This is a genomic window from Escherichia sp. KTE31 (assembly GCF_000407925.1).
Taxonomy (GTDB): domain Bacteria; phylum Pseudomonadota; class Gammaproteobacteria; order Enterobacterales; family Enterobacteriaceae; genus Escherichia; species Escherichia ruysiae.
In genome coordinates, this window is sequence record NZ_KE136724.1 from 1 (window position 1) to 16,403 (window position 16,403).

The 16,403-nt window shown below is 54.1% G+C and carries 24 protein-coding genes and 1 pseudogene; 24 read left to right on the forward strand and 1 reads right to left on the reverse strand.

Translation table 11 applies throughout. The features are described from left to right. The 18 genes and pseudogenes from gpM to WES_RS07880 form a co-directional block, all read left to right on the forward strand. On the forward strand, positions 1–630 hold a 630-nt coding region (gene gpM / locus WES_RS07955), incomplete at its 5' end, for a phage terminase small subunit (protein ID WP_016235227.1). Positions 631–729: 99 nt separating this feature from the next. Beyond that, a complete protein-coding gene (locus WES_RS07950) occupies positions 730–1,239 on the forward strand; it encodes a head completion/stabilization protein (protein WP_000988633.1) in 510 nt (169 codons plus the stop codon). Continuing rightward, positions 1,239–1,442, forward strand: coding sequence for a tail protein X (locus WES_RS07945; protein ID WP_000846399.1), 204 nt, complete (start codon positions 1,239–1,241; stop codon positions 1,440–1,442). Before WES_RS07950 ends, WES_RS07945 begins: the two co-directional genes overlap by 1 nt. 3 nt (positions 1,443–1,445) lie before the next feature. Further along, positions 1,446–1,727 carry a phage holin family protein gene (locus tag WES_RS07940; protein WP_000123123.1) on the forward strand — a complete coding sequence of 94 codons (282 nt, stop codon included), beginning with the start codon at positions 1,446–1,448 and terminating at the stop codon, positions 1,725–1,727. Next, entirely contained in the window at positions 1,727–2,224 is a 498-nt protein-coding gene (locus WES_RS07935) for a glycoside hydrolase family 24 protein (protein WP_001144101.1), read from the forward strand. The genes WES_RS07940 and WES_RS07935 overlap by 1 nt, the downstream gene beginning before the upstream one ends. Before the next feature lie 14 nt (positions 2,225–2,238). Next, positions 2,239–2,664 (forward strand): DNZ54_00345 family protein, encoded by a 426-nt coding sequence (locus WES_RS07930; RefSeq protein WP_016235228.1) that lies wholly within the window; start codon positions 2,239–2,241, stop codon positions 2,662–2,664. Continuing rightward, positions 2,652–3,077 (forward strand): Rz-like lysis system protein LysB, encoded by a 426-nt coding sequence (gene lysB / locus WES_RS24560; protein ID WP_016158554.1) that lies wholly within the window; start codon positions 2,652–2,654, stop codon positions 3,075–3,077. The genes WES_RS07930 and lysB overlap by 13 nt, the downstream gene beginning before the upstream one ends. Continuing rightward, positions 2,977–3,222: an Rz1-like lysis system protein LysC gene (gene lysC, locus WES_RS24405; protein ID WP_258286436.1), complete on the forward strand. Its 246-nt coding sequence runs from the start codon at positions 2,977–2,979 to the stop codon at positions 3,220–3,222. The genes lysB and lysC overlap by 101 nt, the downstream gene beginning before the upstream one ends. Further along, positions 3,185–3,652, forward strand: coding sequence for a phage tail protein (locus WES_RS07920; protein ID WP_000917141.1), 468 nt, complete (start codon positions 3,185–3,187; stop codon positions 3,650–3,652). Before lysC ends, WES_RS07920 begins: the two co-directional genes overlap by 38 nt. Then, the gene (locus tag WES_RS07915; RefSeq protein ID WP_001001795.1) at positions 3,645–4,097 is read left to right on the forward strand and encodes a phage virion morphogenesis protein; all 453 of its coding nucleotides are present in this window, start codon (positions 3,645–3,647) and stop codon (positions 4,095–4,097) included. The genes WES_RS07920 and WES_RS07915 overlap by 8 nt, the downstream gene beginning before the upstream one ends. Before the next feature lie 66 nt (positions 4,098–4,163). Continuing rightward, positions 4,164–4,805 carry a phage baseplate assembly protein V gene (locus WES_RS07910; RefSeq protein ID WP_016235229.1) on the forward strand — a complete coding sequence of 214 codons (642 nt, stop codon included), beginning with the start codon at positions 4,164–4,166 and terminating at the stop codon, positions 4,803–4,805. Continuing rightward, the gene (locus WES_RS07905; protein ID WP_000127163.1) at positions 4,802–5,149 is read left to right on the forward strand and encodes a GPW/gp25 family protein; all 348 of its coding nucleotides are present in this window, start codon (positions 4,802–4,804) and stop codon (positions 5,147–5,149) included. Before WES_RS07910 ends, WES_RS07905 begins: the two co-directional genes overlap by 4 nt. Before the next feature lie 4 nt (positions 5,150–5,153). Further along, entirely contained in the window at positions 5,154–6,062 is a 909-nt protein-coding gene (locus tag WES_RS07900) for a baseplate assembly protein (RefSeq protein ID WP_001121474.1), read from the forward strand. Continuing rightward, positions 6,055–6,585, forward strand: coding sequence for a phage tail protein I (locus WES_RS07895; RefSeq protein ID WP_001285323.1), 531 nt, complete (start codon positions 6,055–6,057; stop codon positions 6,583–6,585). Before WES_RS07900 ends, WES_RS07895 begins: the two co-directional genes overlap by 8 nt. Before the next feature lie 10 nt (positions 6,586–6,595). Next, positions 6,596–9,214, forward strand: a complete 2,619-nt coding sequence (locus WES_RS07890; RefSeq protein ID WP_016235230.1) for a phage tail-collar fiber domain-containing protein — start codon at positions 6,596–6,598, stop codon at positions 9,212–9,214. Then, entirely contained in the window at positions 9,214–9,792 is a 579-nt protein-coding gene (locus WES_RS07885) for a tail fiber assembly protein (protein WP_016235231.1), read from the forward strand. The genes WES_RS07890 and WES_RS07885 overlap by 1 nt, the downstream gene beginning before the upstream one ends. Before the next feature lie 125 nt (positions 9,793–9,917). Then, positions 9,918–10,052, forward strand: a pseudogene (locus tag WES_RS24115) (IS3 family transposase); the annotation flags it as partial. A 68-nt stretch (positions 10,053–10,120) separates the two neighbouring features. Further along, positions 10,121–11,200, forward strand: a complete 1,080-nt coding sequence (locus WES_RS07880) for a hypothetical protein (RefSeq protein ID WP_000869700.1) — start codon at positions 10,121–10,123, stop codon at positions 11,198–11,200. A gap of 188 nt (positions 11,201–11,388) precedes the next feature. Here WES_RS07880 and WES_RS24270 read toward each other — a convergent pair whose 3' ends face one another. Then, positions 11,389–11,556: a hypothetical protein gene (locus WES_RS24270; protein WP_157942631.1), complete on the reverse strand. Its 168-nt coding sequence runs from the start codon at positions 11,554–11,556 to the stop codon at positions 11,389–11,391. Between the two features lie 78 nt (positions 11,557–11,634). On the opposite strand from WES_RS24270, the gene WES_RS07875 reads away from it, so the two are divergent. From WES_RS07875 to WES_RS24120, 6 genes are all read left to right on the forward strand, one after another. Beyond that, positions 11,635–12,825, forward strand: a complete 1,191-nt coding sequence (locus WES_RS07875) for a phage tail sheath protein (protein WP_016235232.1) — start codon at positions 11,635–11,637, stop codon at positions 12,823–12,825. 12 nt (positions 12,826–12,837) lie between these two features. Next, complete coding sequence (locus WES_RS07870; RefSeq protein WP_001251408.1) at positions 12,838–13,356, forward strand: phage major tail tube protein; 519 nt, start codon at positions 12,838–12,840, stop codon at positions 13,354–13,356. A 56-nt stretch (positions 13,357–13,412) separates the two neighbouring features. Beyond that, positions 13,413–13,688: a phage tail assembly protein gene (locus tag WES_RS07865; protein ID WP_001031303.1), complete on the forward strand. Its 276-nt coding sequence runs from the start codon at positions 13,413–13,415 to the stop codon at positions 13,686–13,688. A gap of 32 nt (positions 13,689–13,720) precedes the next feature. Then, positions 13,721–13,840, forward strand: a complete 120-nt coding sequence (locus WES_RS22865) for a GpE family phage tail protein (RefSeq protein ID WP_001496926.1) — start codon at positions 13,721–13,723, stop codon at positions 13,838–13,840. Next, positions 13,833–16,280 carry a phage tail tape measure protein gene (locus WES_RS07860; RefSeq protein ID WP_016235233.1) on the forward strand — a complete coding sequence of 816 codons (2,448 nt, stop codon included), beginning with the start codon at positions 13,833–13,835 and terminating at the stop codon, positions 16,278–16,280. The genes WES_RS22865 and WES_RS07860 overlap by 8 nt, the downstream gene beginning before the upstream one ends. Before the next feature lie 14 nt (positions 16,281–16,294). Then, on the forward strand, positions 16,295–16,403 hold a 109-nt coding region (locus WES_RS24120; RefSeq protein WP_016235234.1), incomplete at its 3' end, for a phage tail protein.

Here is a 16,403-nt window from a genome sequence, read left to right on the forward strand (position 1 = left end):
GCCGCAGACCAGCGCACACTGAAAGCGATTTATTCAAAAGAGCTGAAGGCCGCGAAAAAACGCGAACTGCTGCCGTTCTGGTTGCCGTGGGTGAACGGCGTGCTGGAGCAGGGCAAAGGTGCACAGGATGACATTCTGATGACGGTCATGCTGTGGCGTCTGGATACCGGCGATATTGCCGGTGCGCTGGAGATTGCCCGTTATGCCCTGAAGTACGGTCTGACCATGCCGGGTAAACACCGCCGCACCCCGCCGTACATGTTCACCGAGGAGGTGGCGCTCGCGGCCATGCGCGCCCACGCTGCCGGTGAGTCTGTGGATCCCCGCCTGCTGACGGACACCCTCGAACTGACCGCCACGGCTGACATGCCTGATGAAGTGCGCGCAAAGCTGCACAAAATCACCGGTCTGTTTCTGCGTGACGCTGGTGATGCCGCAGGTGCGCTGGCGCACCTGCAACGTGCGACACAGCTCGACTGTCAGGCAGGCGTCAAAAAAGAGATTGAACGACTGGCGCGGGAACTGAAACCGAAGCCGGAGCCACAGCCAAAAGCGGCCACCTGCGCCCCGCGTAAGACCCGGAGTGCGACACCGGCAAAACGTGGACGCCCGAAAAAGAAAGCCAGTTAACAACCGAATGCGCCCCGCGCCAGGGCGGCACGCCGGTCAGTGAGGGTGAATCACCTGACACTGCACCGGCGTCCACCGCCCGACTTTTCAGAGGTAGTCATGATGACGCTGATTATTCCGCGAAAGGAGGCTCCCGTGTCCGGTGAGGGTACGGTGGTCATCCCGCAACCGGCAGGCGATGAGCCGGTGATTAAAAACACGTTCTTTTTTCCCGATATCGACCCGAAGCGCGTCCGGGAACGTATGCGCCTTGAGCAGACCGTCGCCCCCGCCCGTCTGCGTGAGGCCATCAAGTCAGGTATGGCGGAGACGAATGCGGAGCTGTACGAGTACCGCGAACAGAAAATAGCCGCCGGTTTTACGCGTCTGGCGGACGTTCCGGCGGACGACATCGACGGTGAAAGCATCAAAGTTTTTTACTACGAGCGCGCCGTGTGTGCGATGGCGACCGCGTCGCTTTATGAGCGTTACCGCGGCGTGGATGCCAGTGCGAAAGGCGACAAGAAGGCCGACAGCATTGACAGCACCATTGATGAACTGTGGCGGGATATGCGCTGGGCAGTGGCGCGTATCCAGGACAAGCCGCGCTGCATCGTGAGTCAAATCTGATGAAGACCTTTGCGCTACAGGGCGACACGCTCGACGCCATTTGTGTCCGGTATTACGGGCGCACTGAGGGCGTGGTTGAGGCCGTGCTCGCCGCAAATCCGGGACTGGCTGAACTGGGGGCGGTGCTGCCACACGGCACCGCCGTCGAACTGCCCGACGTTCAGACCGCGCCCGTGGCTGAAACTGTCAATCTGTGGGAGTAACGCATGACAGCAGAAGAAAAAAGCGTCCTGTCGCTTTTCATGATTGGGGTGCTGATTGTTGTCGGCAAGGTGCTTGCCGGTGGTGAACCCATCACCCCGCGTCTGTTTATCGGGCGCATGTTGCTCGGTGGTTTTGTCTCGATGGTTGCCGGTGTTGTTCTGGTGCAGTTTCCTGACCTGTCACTGCCTGCGGTGTGCGGCATCGGCTCCATGCTGGGTATCGCCGGTTATCAGGTGATTGAGATTGCCATTCAGCGCCGTTTTAAGGGCAGGGGGAAACCGTAATGCCGGTAATTAACACGCATCAGAATATCGCCGCCTTTCTCGACATGCTGGCCGTGTCCGAGGGGACGGCGAATCATCCGCTGACGAAAAACCGGGGCTATGACGTGATAGTCACCGGACTGGACGGGAAGCCGGAAATTTTCACCGACTACAGTGACCACCCGTTCGCGCATGGCCGACCGGCGAAGGTGTTTAACCGTCGCGGTGAAAAATCCACGGCCTCCGGTCGCTATCAGCAGCTTTACCTGTTCTGGCCGCACTACCGCAAACAGCTTGCCCTGCCGGATTTCAGTCCGTTGTCACAGGACAGACTCGCCATTCAGTTGATCCGCGAACGCGGTGCACTGGATGACATCCGGGCGGGACGCATTGAGCGCGCCATTTCACGCTGTCGCAATATCTGGGCGTCCCTGCCGGGAGCCGGTTACGGTCAGCGTGAGCATTCACTGGAAAAACTGGTCACCGTCTGGCGTACCGCTGGCGGCGTACCGGCTTAAACGGAGTAAACACCATGAAGAAATTATCCCTTTCACTGATGCTGAACGTGTCGCTGGCGCTGATGCTGGCACTGTCCCTGATTTACCCGCAGAGCGTGGCCGTCAGTTTTGTCGCTGCCTGGGCGATTCTGGCGACGGTTATCTGTGTGGTTGCCGGTGGTGTCGGCGTGTATGCCACGGAGTATGTGCTGGAACGCTACGGGCGGGAGCTGCCGCCGGAATCGCTGGCCGTGAAGATTGTCACGTCGCTGTTTTTGCAGCCGGTGCCGTGGCGCAGACGGGCGGCGGCTCTGGTGGTGATGGTGGCGACGTTTATCTCGCTGGTCGCTGCCGGGTGGATTTTTACTGCGCTGATTTACCTCGTGGCGTCGGTGTTTTTCCGGCTGATACGCACGGCCTGTCGTCAGCGTCTTGAGGGGCGGGAATTATGTCAAAGCTGATGATTGTGCTGGTCGTGTTGTTATCGCTGGCGGTGGCGGGGCTGTTTCTGGCGAAGCATGAAAACGCCAGCCTGCGCACCTCACTGGACAGGGCGAACAGCGTCGCCAGTGAACAGCAGACGACCATCACCATGCTGAAAAATCAGCTTCATGTTGCCATCACCAGGGCAGATAAAAACGAGCTGGCGCAGGTGGCACTGCGTCAGGAACTGGAGAACGCCGCGAAGCGTGAAGCACAGCGCGAGAAAACCATCACGAGGTTACTCAATGAAAACGAAGATTTTCGCCGCTGGTACGGCGCTGACCTGCCTGATGCTGTGCGCCGGTTGCACCAGCGCCATGCCTGCCCCGACGCCAGTGATTGTCCACAACGCCTGCCCGAAAGTGAGTCTTTGCCCGATGCCGGGCAGTGACCCGGAGACGAATGGCGATTTAAGTGCTGATATCCGGCAGCTTGAGAACGCGCTGGCACGCTGTGCCAGCCAGGTAAAAATGATTAAACACTGTCAGGACGAAAACGATGCTCAAACCCGACAGCCTGCGCAGGGCGCTGACTGATGCCGTCACGGTGCTGAAAACTAACCCCGATATGCTGCGGATATTCGTTGATAACGGGAGTATTGCCTCCACACTGGCGGCGTCGTTGTCATTCGAAAAGCGTTACACGCTCAATGTTATTGTGACCGACTTTACCGGTGATTTTGACCTGCTCATTGTGCCGGTGCTGGCGTGGCTGCGGGAAAATCAGCCCGACATCATGACCACCGACGCAGGCCAGAAAAAGGGCTTCACGTTTTATGCAGACATCAACAATGACAGCAGCTTTGATATCAGTATCAGCCTGATGCTGACCGAGCGCACGCTGGTCAGTGAGGTTGACGGCGCGCTGCATGTGAAGAATATCCCGGAACCCCCGCCGCCGGAGCCGGTCACCCGCCCGATGGAGCTGTATATCAATGGCGAACTGGTGAGCAAGTGGGATGAATGAGTTTAAGCGTTTTGAAGACCGGCTGACCGGACTGATTGAATCGCTGTCACCGTCAGGGCGTCGGCGACTGAGTGCCGAACTGGCGAAGCGCCTGCGGCAGAGTCAGCAGCGCCGGGTGATGGCACAGAAAGCCCCGGACGGCACACCCTACGTGCCACGCCAGCAGCAGAGCGCCAGAAAAAAGACCGGTCGTGTTAAGCGAAAAATGTTTGCGAAACTTATCACCAGTCGTTTTTTGCATATCCGCGCCAGCCCGGAACAGGCATCAATGGAATTTTACGGCGGGAAGTCACCGAAAATCGCCAGCGTGCATCAGTTTGGTCTGTCGGAAGAAAACCGGAAAGACGGTAAGAAAATTGATTATCCGGCGCGTCCTCTGCTCGGCTTTACCGGTGAGGATGTGCAGATGATTGAAGAGATTATCCTGGCTCACCTCGACCGTTAGTTGTGCCATTCCTGACACCTCATCGTCACATTGCCGCCGATATGACCCGGCGGCATCCTTCCCGTTATGAACACTCTCGCAAATATTCAGGAACTCGCGCGCGCACTGCGCAACATGATTCGCACCGGCGTTATCGTCGAAACCGACCTTAACGCCGGTCGCTGCCGTGTGCAGACCGGCGGCATGTGTACCGACTGGCTGCAGTGGCTGACCCATCGCGCCGGTCGTTCGCGCACATGGTGGGCACCTTCCGTGGGGGAACAGGTGCTGATTCTGGCCGTGGGCGGTGAACTCGACACGGCGTTCGTTCTGCCGGGGATTTATTCCGGTGATAACCCCGCGCCGTCTGCGTCGGCGGATGCCCTGCATATCCGTTTCCCTGACGGGGCGGTGATTGAGTATGAACCTGAAACCAGTGCACTCACGGTAAGCGGAATTAAAACGGCCAGCGTGACGGCTTCTGATTCTGTTACTGCCACGGTGCCGGTGGTCATGGTGAAAGCATCAACCCGCGTCACCCTGGACACACCAGAGGTGGTCTGCACTAACAAACTGACTACCGGCACGCTGGAAGTGCAGAAGGGCGGGAAGATGCACGGCAACATCGAGCATACCGATGGGAAATTCACGTCTAACGGCGTTCAGGTGGATGACCACGGTCACGGTGGTGTTAAGTCAGGAGACAACTGGACACAGGGGACAAAATGACAGCGCGTTATCTCGGAATGAATCGCAGTGATGGCCTGACTGTCACTGACCTTGAGCATATCAGCCAGAGTATCGGCGATATCCTGCGCACACCGGTCGGCTCGCGGGTGATGCGTCGTGATTACGGCTCGTTGCTGGCGTCAATGATTGACCAGCCGCAGACCCCGGCGCTTGAGTTGCAGATTAAGGTCGCCTGTTACATGGCGGTGCTGAAATGGGAACCCCGCGTCACCCTGTCATCCGTCACCACGGCGCGCAGTTTTGACGGGCGAATGACAGTTACGTTAACCGGCCAGCACAACGACACCGGCCAGCCACTTTCGTTAACCATCCCTGTGAGTTGAAACCATGCCGATTATCGACCTGAACCAGCTACCCGCACCGGATGTGGTCGAGGAGCTGGACTTTGAAACCATTCTCGCCGAACGCAAGGCGACACTGATTTCCCTTTACCCGGAAGACCAGCAGGAGGCGGTCGCCCGTACCCTGACACTGGAATCCGAGCCTCTCGTCAAACTGCTGGAAGAAAACGCTTATCGTGAGCTTATCTGGCGTCAGCGTGTGAATGAGGCCGCACGGGCGGTGATGCTGGCCTGTGCCGCCGGTAATGACCTTGATGTGATTGGTGCCAATTACAACACCACACGCCTGATTATCACCCCGGCAGATGATTCGACCATCCCGCCGACACCGGCAGTGATGGAGTCTGACACCGATTATCGGCTGCGTATTCAGCAGGCGTTTGAAGGTTTAAGCGTTGCCGGGTCGGTGGGTGCCTATCAGTATCATGGTCGCAGTGCCGACGGGCGTGTCGCGGATATCTCTGTCACCAGTCCGTCTCCGGCCTGCGTCACCATCTCTGTGCTGTCACGTGAAAATAACGGTGTCGCATCCGAAGACCTGCTGGCGGTGGTGCGTAACGCTCTTAATGGCGAGGACGTCAGGCCGGTGGCCGACCGCGTGACCGTGCAGTCTGCCGCCATCGTTGAATACCAGATAAACGCCACGCTTTACCTTTACCCTGGTCCCGAAAGCGAACCCATCCGCGCTGCCGCCGTAAAAAAACTGGAAGCGTATATCACGGCACAGCACCGGCTGGGGCGTGACATCCGTCTGTCTGCCATTTATGCCGCTTTGCATGTGGAAGGCGTGCAGCGTGTCGAACTGGCTGCACCGCTGGCCGACATCGTGCTCAACAGTACGCAGGCGTCTTTCTGTACCGAATACCGCGTCGTGACCGGAGGTTCGGATGAGTGATTCGCGCCTGCTGCCGACCGGCTCATCACCGCTTGAAGTCGCCGCTGCAAAAGCCTGTGCGGAAATTGAAAAAACGCCGGTCAGTATTCGTGAGCTGTGGAACCCGGACACCTGCCCGGCAAATCTGCTGCCGTGGCTGGCGTGGGCGTTTTCGGTCGACAGATGGGATGAAAAGTGGCCGGAAGCGACAAAACGCGCTGTTATCCGCGATGCGTATTTCATTCACTGCCATAAGGGCACTATAGGCGCAATCCGGCGTGTGGTGGAGCCGCTCGGCTATCTCATTAACGTAAAGGAGTGGTGGGAGACAAACGACCCGCCCGGCACCTTTCGCCTTGATATCGGCGTACTGGAAAGCGGTATCACAGAGGAAATGTATCTGGAAATGGAACGGCTGATTGCCGATGCCAAACCCGCAAGTCGCCACCTTATCGGTCTGAACATTATCCAGGACATTCCCGGCTATCTGTATACAGGCGGTGTGGTCTGTGATGGTGATGTTATTACTGTTTATCCCGGATAAGTGAGAAACAATGAGCACGAAATTTAAAACCGTTATCACTACTGCCGGAGCCGCAAAGCTGGCAGCCGCCACTGTCCCCGGCGGGAAAAAAGTAACCCTGTCTGCAATGGCCGTGGGTGACGGTAATGGCAAATTGCCGGTGCCGGATGCCGGTCAGACGAAACTGGTGCATGAGGTCTGGCGTCACGCCCTGAATAAAGTCAGCGTGGATAATAAGAATAAAAACTATATCGTGGCTGAACTGGTTGTTCCGCCCGAAGTGGGCGGCTTCTGGATGCGTGAGCTTGGTCTGTATGACGATGCCGGAACACTGATTGCGGTCGCCAACATGGCGGAAAGCTATAAGCCTGAACTCGCTGAAGGCTCCGGGCGTGCGCAGACCTGCCGCATGGTTATTATTGTCAGTAACGTGGCGTCTGTTGAGCTGAGTATTGATGCCAGCACAGTGATGGCGACGCAGGATTACGTCGATGACAAAATCGCAGAGCATGAGCAGTCCCGCCGCCATCCTGACGCCACGCTGACAGAAAAAGGTTTTACTCAGTTAAGCAGTGCAACAAACAGCACCAGTGAAAAGCTGGCAGCAACGCCAAAAGCGGTCAAGGCAGCAAATGACAACGCAAATTCACGTCTGGCGAAAAATCAGAACGGTGCAGATATCCAGGATAAATCAGCTTTTCTGGACAATGTTGGCGTTACCAGCCTGACGTTTATGAAAAACAATGGCGAAATGCCGGTTGATGCCGACCTGAATACATTTGGTCCCGTTAAGGCTTATCTGGGGATCTGGTCTAAAGCTACCTCAACTAACGCAACACTGGAGAAAAATTTCCCGGAAGATAATGCTGTCGGTGTGCTTGAGGTTTTTGCTGCCGGCAATTTTGCAGGTACTCAACGCTTTACCACGAGAGACGGCAATGTATACATGCGTAAACTCGCCAATAAGTGGAATGGCACTGATGGTCCGTGGGGCGTATGGCGTCACACTCAATCTGCTACCCGCCCTTTGAGTACGACTATAGACCTGAATACGCTTGGAGCCGCCGAGCATCTTGGTTTATGGCGTAACAGTAGCTCGGCTATAGCTTCATATGAACGCAATTATCCAGAGGAAGGCGGCTTTGCTCAGGGGATGCTTGAGATCCTCGAAGGCGGGAATTATGGAAGAACGCAACGTTATACCACTCGCCGTGGAAATATGTATGTCCGCTGCCTTGCGGCAAGCTGGGATGCATCAAATCCGCAGTGGGAACCGTGGTTAAGAGTCGGTCATCAGTCAGAGAGTCGTTATTACGACGGGGATTTGAATGATGTGACTTCACCGGGTATTTACAGCGTTACAGGTAAAGCGACCAATGGTCCAATACTGGACGGAAACGGCGTGACAGTCCTCGGTATTCTGGAAGTGTTGAGGCGCTTTGATGGTGTTAACGTATGGCAGCGTTATACAACTGCCGGAACAGGTACAACCCTTAAAGGTCGCACGTTTGAGCGCGTTTTTACCGGCAGCTCATGGAGCGAATGGCGGGAAGTCTACACCTCGTATTCACTTCCCCTGAATCTGGGTATCGGCGGTGCAGTGGCAAAGCTCACCAGCCTGGACTGGCAGACCCACGACTTTGTGCCGGGCAGTCTGATAACCGTTCGGCTTGATAACATGACCAACATTCCCGACGGTATGGACTGGGGCGTCATTGATGGCAACCTGATAAACATCGCAGTTGGTCCGAGTGATGATTCCGGTACGGGGCGCTCAATGCATGTATGGCGCAGCACTGTAAGTAAAGCCAACTACCGCTTTTTTATGGCGCGCATTTCAGGAAATCCGGGAAGCCGCACGATTACAGCAAGACGAGTACCAATCATTGACGAAGCCCAGACATGGGGCGCGAAACAGACATTCAGCGGTGGTCTTTCTGGTGAACTGTCCGGCAATGCGGCTACAGCTACAAAGCTGAAAACGGCAAGGACAATTAACGGCGTAAAATTTGACGGCTCGGCAAATATTGAAGCATTTCCGCCAGGTGTTCCGTTGCCGTGGCCATCAGATACACCACCTGCAGGCTATGCAATTATGCAAGGCCAGACGTTTGATAAAGCAGCATATCCGAAACTGGCTATTGCCTATCCTTCTGGTGTTATTCCAGATATGCGCGGCTGGACAATCAAGGGCAAACCCGCCAGTGGGCGTGCCGTATTGTCACAGGAACAGGACGGGATTAAATCGCATACTCACAGCGCCAGTGCGTCAAATACGGACTTAGGAACGAAAACGACCAGTTCATTTGATTACGGCACGAAGACAGTCAGTACGTTTAACTACGGAACAAAAACCACTAATACCACTGGTAACCATACACATACCATTTACAGAGGGAATGCCAATACTAATGGTGAAACCGGTAAAACAGGCTTTGACAACCCATCGTTTAATGGCACATCAGGAGCTGCCGGGAATCATGCCCACACGGTAGATATTGGTGCACATAATCATACTGTTGGTATTGGTGCACATTCACACACGGTTGCTATTGGCTCACACGGGCACTCTATTACCGTTAATGCTACAGGTAATACAGAAAACACCGTCAAAAACATCGCATTTAACTATATTGTGAGGCTTGCATAATGGCTTTCAGAATGAGTGCAGAAGCACAAACTATCCGCGTTTTCAATTTACTTGATGGAACCAATGAATTTATTGGCGAAAGTGACGCATATATCCCACCGTATACTGGCCTGCCTGCAAACAGTACAGATATTGCACCACCTGATATTCCTGCTGGTTATGCAGCCGTTTTCAATGCAGATGAAATGAAATGGGAACTGATGGAAGACCATCGCGGAAAGACCGTCTATGAAACGAAAACGGGAGCAGCCATTTATATTTCTGAACTTGGCGTATTACCTCCAGACGTGACAGCCATTTCCCCTGAGGGGGATTATCAGAAATGGAACGGAAATGCGTGGGTGAATGATGAGAATGCAGAGCGTGATGCGCTTGTCAGAGCGGCTGAGTCTCAGAAGAAAGAGCTGATTGCATATGCAGGTGAAATTATTGCCACGCTGCAGGATGCTGTCGATTTAGATATGGCTACCGAGGAAGAAAAGTTAAGCCTGACACACTGGAAAAAATACCGTGTGCTACTGAATCGCGTTCAGCCGGAAAATGCCCCGGATATTGAATGGCCAGAAATGCCGCAATAAATCGTATTAGCTCTGGTGTGAGATTACTCATCTATGGCACAGAGTAAAACCTAATCTGACTGTCCGCTCTGTGCTAGGAGCGGACGTGATGCATATCTGTCACCAAATTTAATGTGCCACTACAAACAGAGTATATAGTTGAATATTATAGTGCACCCCGGCCTCATGAATATAACGGTGGATTACCGCCGAACGAGTCGGAAAATAGATACTGGAAAAACTCTAAAATCGAGGCCAGTTTTTGTTGTTCTCTACAATAATAATCGGATTTTCCCATGACAAGTTTAATAGTATTTAGGTGCCTGAAGTGAAGTTGAAGAAGCTATTGATGAAAGTTGTGAAAGTGGTAAAGGAGCAGGTTCTAAGTACCGTTATTTCGGGAATAATAGGCATAGCGGCTACAGTAGGGCTTTTCCATTTCACTTCACAGCCAATACGATCTGCTGATGTTCGCGAAAAATTAGTTGAAATGGCTCGGGAGTGCATCCAGCAGCAGCTTGCCACACATTTGGACTCAGTGGCGTTTGACTCAGTGGCTAGCGAGTCTCTCGATCTAAGCACCTCAAACTCCGTTGTAGTCTACGGAAGAGCTGTGAGCACAAATGGTGCCCTTAGCCGTTTCCTGATGGTCTTCGAGCCCTCTGGACAGAGTTTGATAGATAAGGTGGTTGGCAGACCTGGATTCTACGATATTGGGTATTGGGCAATCATCCCAGACGCAGGGGACGACGAGGTTGTGGCTTCTTCAGTAAACATTGAAGACCTCGACAAAGATGGTAACAAGGACATACTAGTCCGCTTAAAGTCAACTTACGCGGATGGTGTATCCAAAGGGCTTCTTATACTTAAAAAGGATATCCATGATGTATGGCATTTGATGGGGCTTCCATCAATGACAGAGATCATGCATTCCATTGCTGCAGGTCAGCCTCCCCAGCCGGAAGGTCTTCACCTTCCACTTCCGGCAATACAATGGTTTAGTAATGACGAAAAACTCAAACCAAAGTCTGATATCAAACAATATCTTAATTGGGAAATTGACGAAGATAACTTGCAGGTCGCTGATTCCACTGGAAATCATTCTTTTTGGATGTTCAGAAACGGCACCAAGATAAAAATGTTCGAGAATGGACAAGCCGGCTACAAGCACTTTGGTGTACTGGTCAACATCAATGATGAAGAGGCGATACAGGGAAGGCATCATCTCATGGTCAGCTTTTTCAAGATAGAGAATAATAGTTTGGTTCCTGATCCGAATTGGAACTGGGCCTATCCCATGTTCTCTATCGGATTAGAGGATAGCCAGGAAGTTGAATTGAGTGAAATGCAGGAAGCGGGCTTACAAGCTCATGTTTCTGGTAGCTCCGTTTTCGGCCTGACAGAGTTTGGGAAAATGGACTCAGATTAATATTCGCTAACCTTACCAACGAAGGGCAGGTCACAGGTATGGCCTAATTATGTTTTCAGAGGAGTCAAGGCTCAAGAATGCCCCCAGATAAGCCGTAAATCCTGTAGCGCAAAATCGTCTCAGATGACGCAGAGATATTAAAAACGCCTCAACCTGTTCATCAATTAATTGATAGGTTGAACTGTTAGTTAAACCTTCACCAGCAGAAAGGTATGAACTTTTTCGACTCGCTCAAAGCTGGCTGCCAGAGCTGATAGCGTTTTGGCTACGTAAATTGTCAGTTGGGAACTGAGCGAGTACAAATCAAGACTGGCGGGCTGATTGCCCGCCTTTTCTTTATCTGTTGTTTCATCCACTGACCAGTCAGGTCAAATAGCGTCTCATGCACTGCCCAACAGAAAATAGTTGCACCCATTAACCACGGAGTTAAACGGATGAGTGATTATCATCACGGCGTGCAGGTGCTGGAGATTAACGACGGCACCCGCGTCATTTCCACCGTATCAACCGCCATTGTCGGCATGGTCTGCACAGCCAGCGATGCGGATGCGGAAACCTTCCCCGTCAATAAACCGGTGCTGATTACCAATGTGCAGAGCGCGATTGCAAAGGCCGGTAAAAAAGGCACGCTGGCGGCGTCGTTACAGGCCATCGCTGACCAGTCAAAACCGGTCACCGTTGTCGTACGTGTGGAAGACGGCACCGGCGAAGACGAAGAAACGAAACTCGCGCAGACCGTTTCCAATATCATCGGCACCACCGACGAAAACGGTCAGTACACCGGACTGAAAGCCCTGATGGGGGCTGAGTCGGTTACCGGCGTTAAACCACGCATTCTCGGCGTACCGGGACTGGACACCAAAGAGGTTGCCGTCGCACTGGCATCGGTATGCCAGGAACTGAATGCATTCGGGTATATCAGCGCATGGGGCTGTAAAACCATTTCCGAGGTGAAAGCCTACCGCCAGAATTTCAGCCAGCGTGAGCTGATGGTCATCTGGCCGGATTTCCTCGCATGGGATACGGTCACCAGTACCACCTCCACCGCGTATGCCACCGCCCGTGCGCTGGGTCTGCGTGCTAAAATCGACCAGGAGCAGGGCTGGCATAAAACGCTGTCCAACGTCGGGGTAAACGGTGTTACCGGCATCAGCGCATCTGTATTCTGGGATTTGCAGAAGTCCGGCACCGATGCTGACCTGCTGAACGAGGCAGGCGTCACAACGCTGGTTCGCCGCGACGGTTTCCGTTTCTGGGGTAACCGTACCTGCTCCGATGACCCACTGTTCCTCTTTGAAAGCTACACACGCACCGCGCAGGTACTGGCTGACACGATGGCTGAGGCGCACATGTGGGCTATTGATAAGCCCATCACCGCAACGCTGATTCGCGACATCGTTGACGGCATCAATGCCAAATTCCGTGAACTGAAAAGCAACGGTTATATCGTGGATGGCACATGCTGGTTTAGCGAAGAAGCCAATGATGCGGAAACCCTCAAGGCCGGAAAACTGTATATCGACTACGACTATACCCCTGTGCCTCCTCTCGAAAACCTGACCCTGCGCCAGCGTATTACTTCAAGATACCTGGCAAGTCTGGTCACCTCGGTTAACAGCAATTAAGGAGCCTGACCGATGGCAATGCCGCGCAAACTCAAGTTAATGAACGTCTTTCTGAACGGCTACAGCTATCAGGGCGTCGCGAAGTCCGTCACGCTGCCAAAACTGACCCGTAAGCTCGAAAACTATCGCGGTGCGGGGATGAACGGTAGCGCACCGGTAGACCTCGGCCTTGATGATGATGCTCTGTCAATGGAGTGGTCGCTCGGGGGCTTCCCGGATTCGGTTATCTGGGAACTTTACGCCGCAACTGGTGTGGATGCCGTGCCGATTCGTTTTGCAGGCTCTTACCAGCGTGACGATACCGGCGAAACGGTGGCCGTCGAAGTGGTCATGCGTGGCCGTCAGAAAGAAATCGACACCGGCGAGGGTAAACAGGGAGAAGACACCGAGTCGAAAATCTCCGTGGTCTGCACCTATTTCCGGCTGACGATGGACGGTAAGGAGCTGGTCGAAATTGACACCATCAACATGATTGAGAAGGTGAACGGCGTCGACCGGCTGGAGCAACACCGCCGCAATATCGGCCTGTGATTTTCATCCGGTCAGCCTGGCTGACCGGTTAACCCCGATTCAGAAGTGAGAAAACCATGAACAAAGAAAATGTGATTACCCTGGATAATCCGGTTAAGCGTGGTGAGCAGGTTATCGAACAGGTCACGCTGATGAAACCCAATGCGGGGACGCTGCGCGGTGTCAGTCTGGCTGCGGTCGCAAACTCCGAAGTCGATGCACTGATTAAAGTGCTGCCGCGCATGACGGCACCGATGCTGACTGAGCAGGAGGTCGCCGCGCTGGAGCTGCCTGACCTTGTGGCGCTGGCCGGTAAGGTGGTCGGTTTTTTGTCGCCGAACTCGGTGCAGTAACGTTTCCGAAAAATCTCTCGGTCGATGACCTGATGGCGGATGTGGCAGTGGTATTTCACTGGCCGCCATCAGAACTGTATCCCATGAGCCTGACCGAACTCATCACATGGCGCGAAAAGGCGCTCCGGCGAAGCGGAAACACGAATGAGTAACAATGTAAAATTACAGGTATTGCTCAGGGCTGTTGACCAGGCATCCCGCCCGTTTAAATCCATCCGTACAGCGAGTAAGTCGCTGTCGGGGGATATCCGGGAAACACAAAAATCACTGCGCGAGCTGAATGGTCAGGCATCCCGTATTGAGGGATTTCGCAAGACCAGTGCACAGCTTGCCGTGACTGGTCATGCACTTGAAAAGGCTCGGCAGGAAGCCGAAGCCCTTGCCACACAGTTTAAAAACACCGAACGTCCGACCCGTGCTCAGGCGAAAGTGCTGGAATCCGCAAAGCGTGCGGCGGAGGACTTACAGGCGAAATATAACCGCCTGACAGACTCCGTTAAACGCCAGCAGCGGGAACTGGCCGCTGTGGGAATTAATACCCGCAATCTTGCACATGATGAGCAGGGACTGAAAAACCGTATCAGTGAAACCACCGCACAACTTAACCGTCAGCGCGACGCGCTGGCGCGTGTCAGTGCGCAACAGGCAAAACTTAATGCAGTAAAACAGCGTTATCAGGCCGGAAAGGAACTGGCCGGAAATATGGCCTCAGTGGGCGCTGCCGGTGTGGGGATTGCGGCGGCGGGAACGATGGCCGGTGTTAAGCTGCTGATGCCCGGTTATGAGTTTGCGCAGAAAAACTCAGAATTACAGGCCGTGCTCGGAGTGGCAAAAGACTCTGCCGAAATGGCCGCGCTCCGCAAGCAGGCGCGCCAGCTCGGCGATAATACCGCCGCCTCGGCGGATGATGCGGCCGGTGCGCAGATTATCATTGCGAAAGCGGGTGGAGATGCTGCGGCTATTCAGGCGGCAACGCCGGTCACGCTGAATATGGCACTGGCGAATCAGCGGTCGATGGAAGAAAACGCGCAACTGTTGCTGGGGACTAAGGCATCCTTTCAACTGTCAAATGATGATGTCAGCCATGTGGGCGACGTGTTGTCTGCAACGATGAATAAGTCGGCGGCTGATTTTCAGGGACTCAGTGATGCACTGACTTACCTCGGGCCGGTCGCGAGGACGGCAGACGTAAGTCTTGAGCAGGCAGCGGCCATGACAGGTGTGCTGCATGACAATAACATCAGGGGGTCAATGGCGGGTACGGGTAGTAGTGCCGTTGTCACCCGATTACAGGCACCGACTGGAAAAGCATGGGATGCACTCAAAGAGCTTGGCGTTAAAACCTCGGACAAAAAGGGAAATATGCGTCCGTTGTTCACCATTCTGAAAGAGATTCAGGCCAGCTTTGATAAACACAAGCTGGGAACGTCTCAGAAGGGGGAATACCTTAAAACCATTTTTGGTGAGGAAGCCCTGAAATCAGCGAACGTTTTACTGGCAGCGGCAGCAAGCGGAAAACTGGATAAGCTGACCGCCACGCTGAAAGCCTCGGACGGTAAAACGGAAGAGCTGGTTAAAATCATGCAGGACAACCTCGGCGGTGACTTTAAGGAGTTTCAGTCCGCTTATGAGGCTGTGGGGACTGACCTGTTTGACCAGCAGGAAGGCGCACTGCGTAAGCTCACGCAGACGGCCACAAAGTATGTGTTAAAACTCGACGGCTGGATCCAGAAAAACAAATCACTGGCGTCAACCATCGGCATCATTGTCGGTGGTGCACTGGCACTGATTGGTGTCATCGGTGCCATTGGCCTCGTAGCCTGGCCGGTTATCACCGGCATCAATGCCATCATCGCGGCAGCAGGCGCAATGGGTGCAATCTTCACGACGGTTGGCAGTGCTGTTATGACGGCCATCGGGGCGATTAGCTGGCCGGTTGTGGCCGTGGTGGCCGCCATTGTCGCCGGGGCGTTACTTATCCGTAAATACTGGGAGCCTGTCAGCGCATTCTTTGGCGGTGTGGTAGAAGGGCTGAAAGCGGCATTTGCGCCTGTGGGGGAACTGTTCACGCCACTTAAGCCGGTGTTTGACTGGCTGGGCGAAAAGTTACAGGCCGCGTGGCAGTGGTTTAAAAACCTGATTGCCCCGGTCAAAGCCACCCAGGACACCCTGAACCGTTGCCGTGACACGGGCGTCCTGTTCGGGCTGGCACTGGCTGACGCGCTGATGCTGCCGCTTAATGCGTTCAACAAACTGCGCAGCGGCATTGACTGGGTACTGGAAAAACTCGGTGTTATCAACAAAGAGTCAGACACACTTGACCAGACCGCCGCCAGAACTCATGCCGCCACGTATGGCACCGGTGGTTATATTCCGGCGACCAGCTCTTATGCAGGCTATCAGGCTTATCAGCCGGTCACGGCACCGGCTGGCCGCTCTTATGTAGACCAGAGTAAAAACGAATATCACATCAGCCTGACGGGTGGTACTGCGCCGGGGACACAGCTTGACCGCCAGTTACAGGATGCGCTCGAAAAATACGAGCGGGATAAACGTGCGCGCGCCCGTGCCAGCATGATGCATGACGGTTAAGGAGGTGACGAAAAATGATGCTCGCGTTAGGTATGTTTGTTTTTATGCGCCAGACGCTGCCACACCAGACCATGCAGCGTGAATCAGATTATCGCTGGCCGTCAAATTCCCGTATCGGTAAAC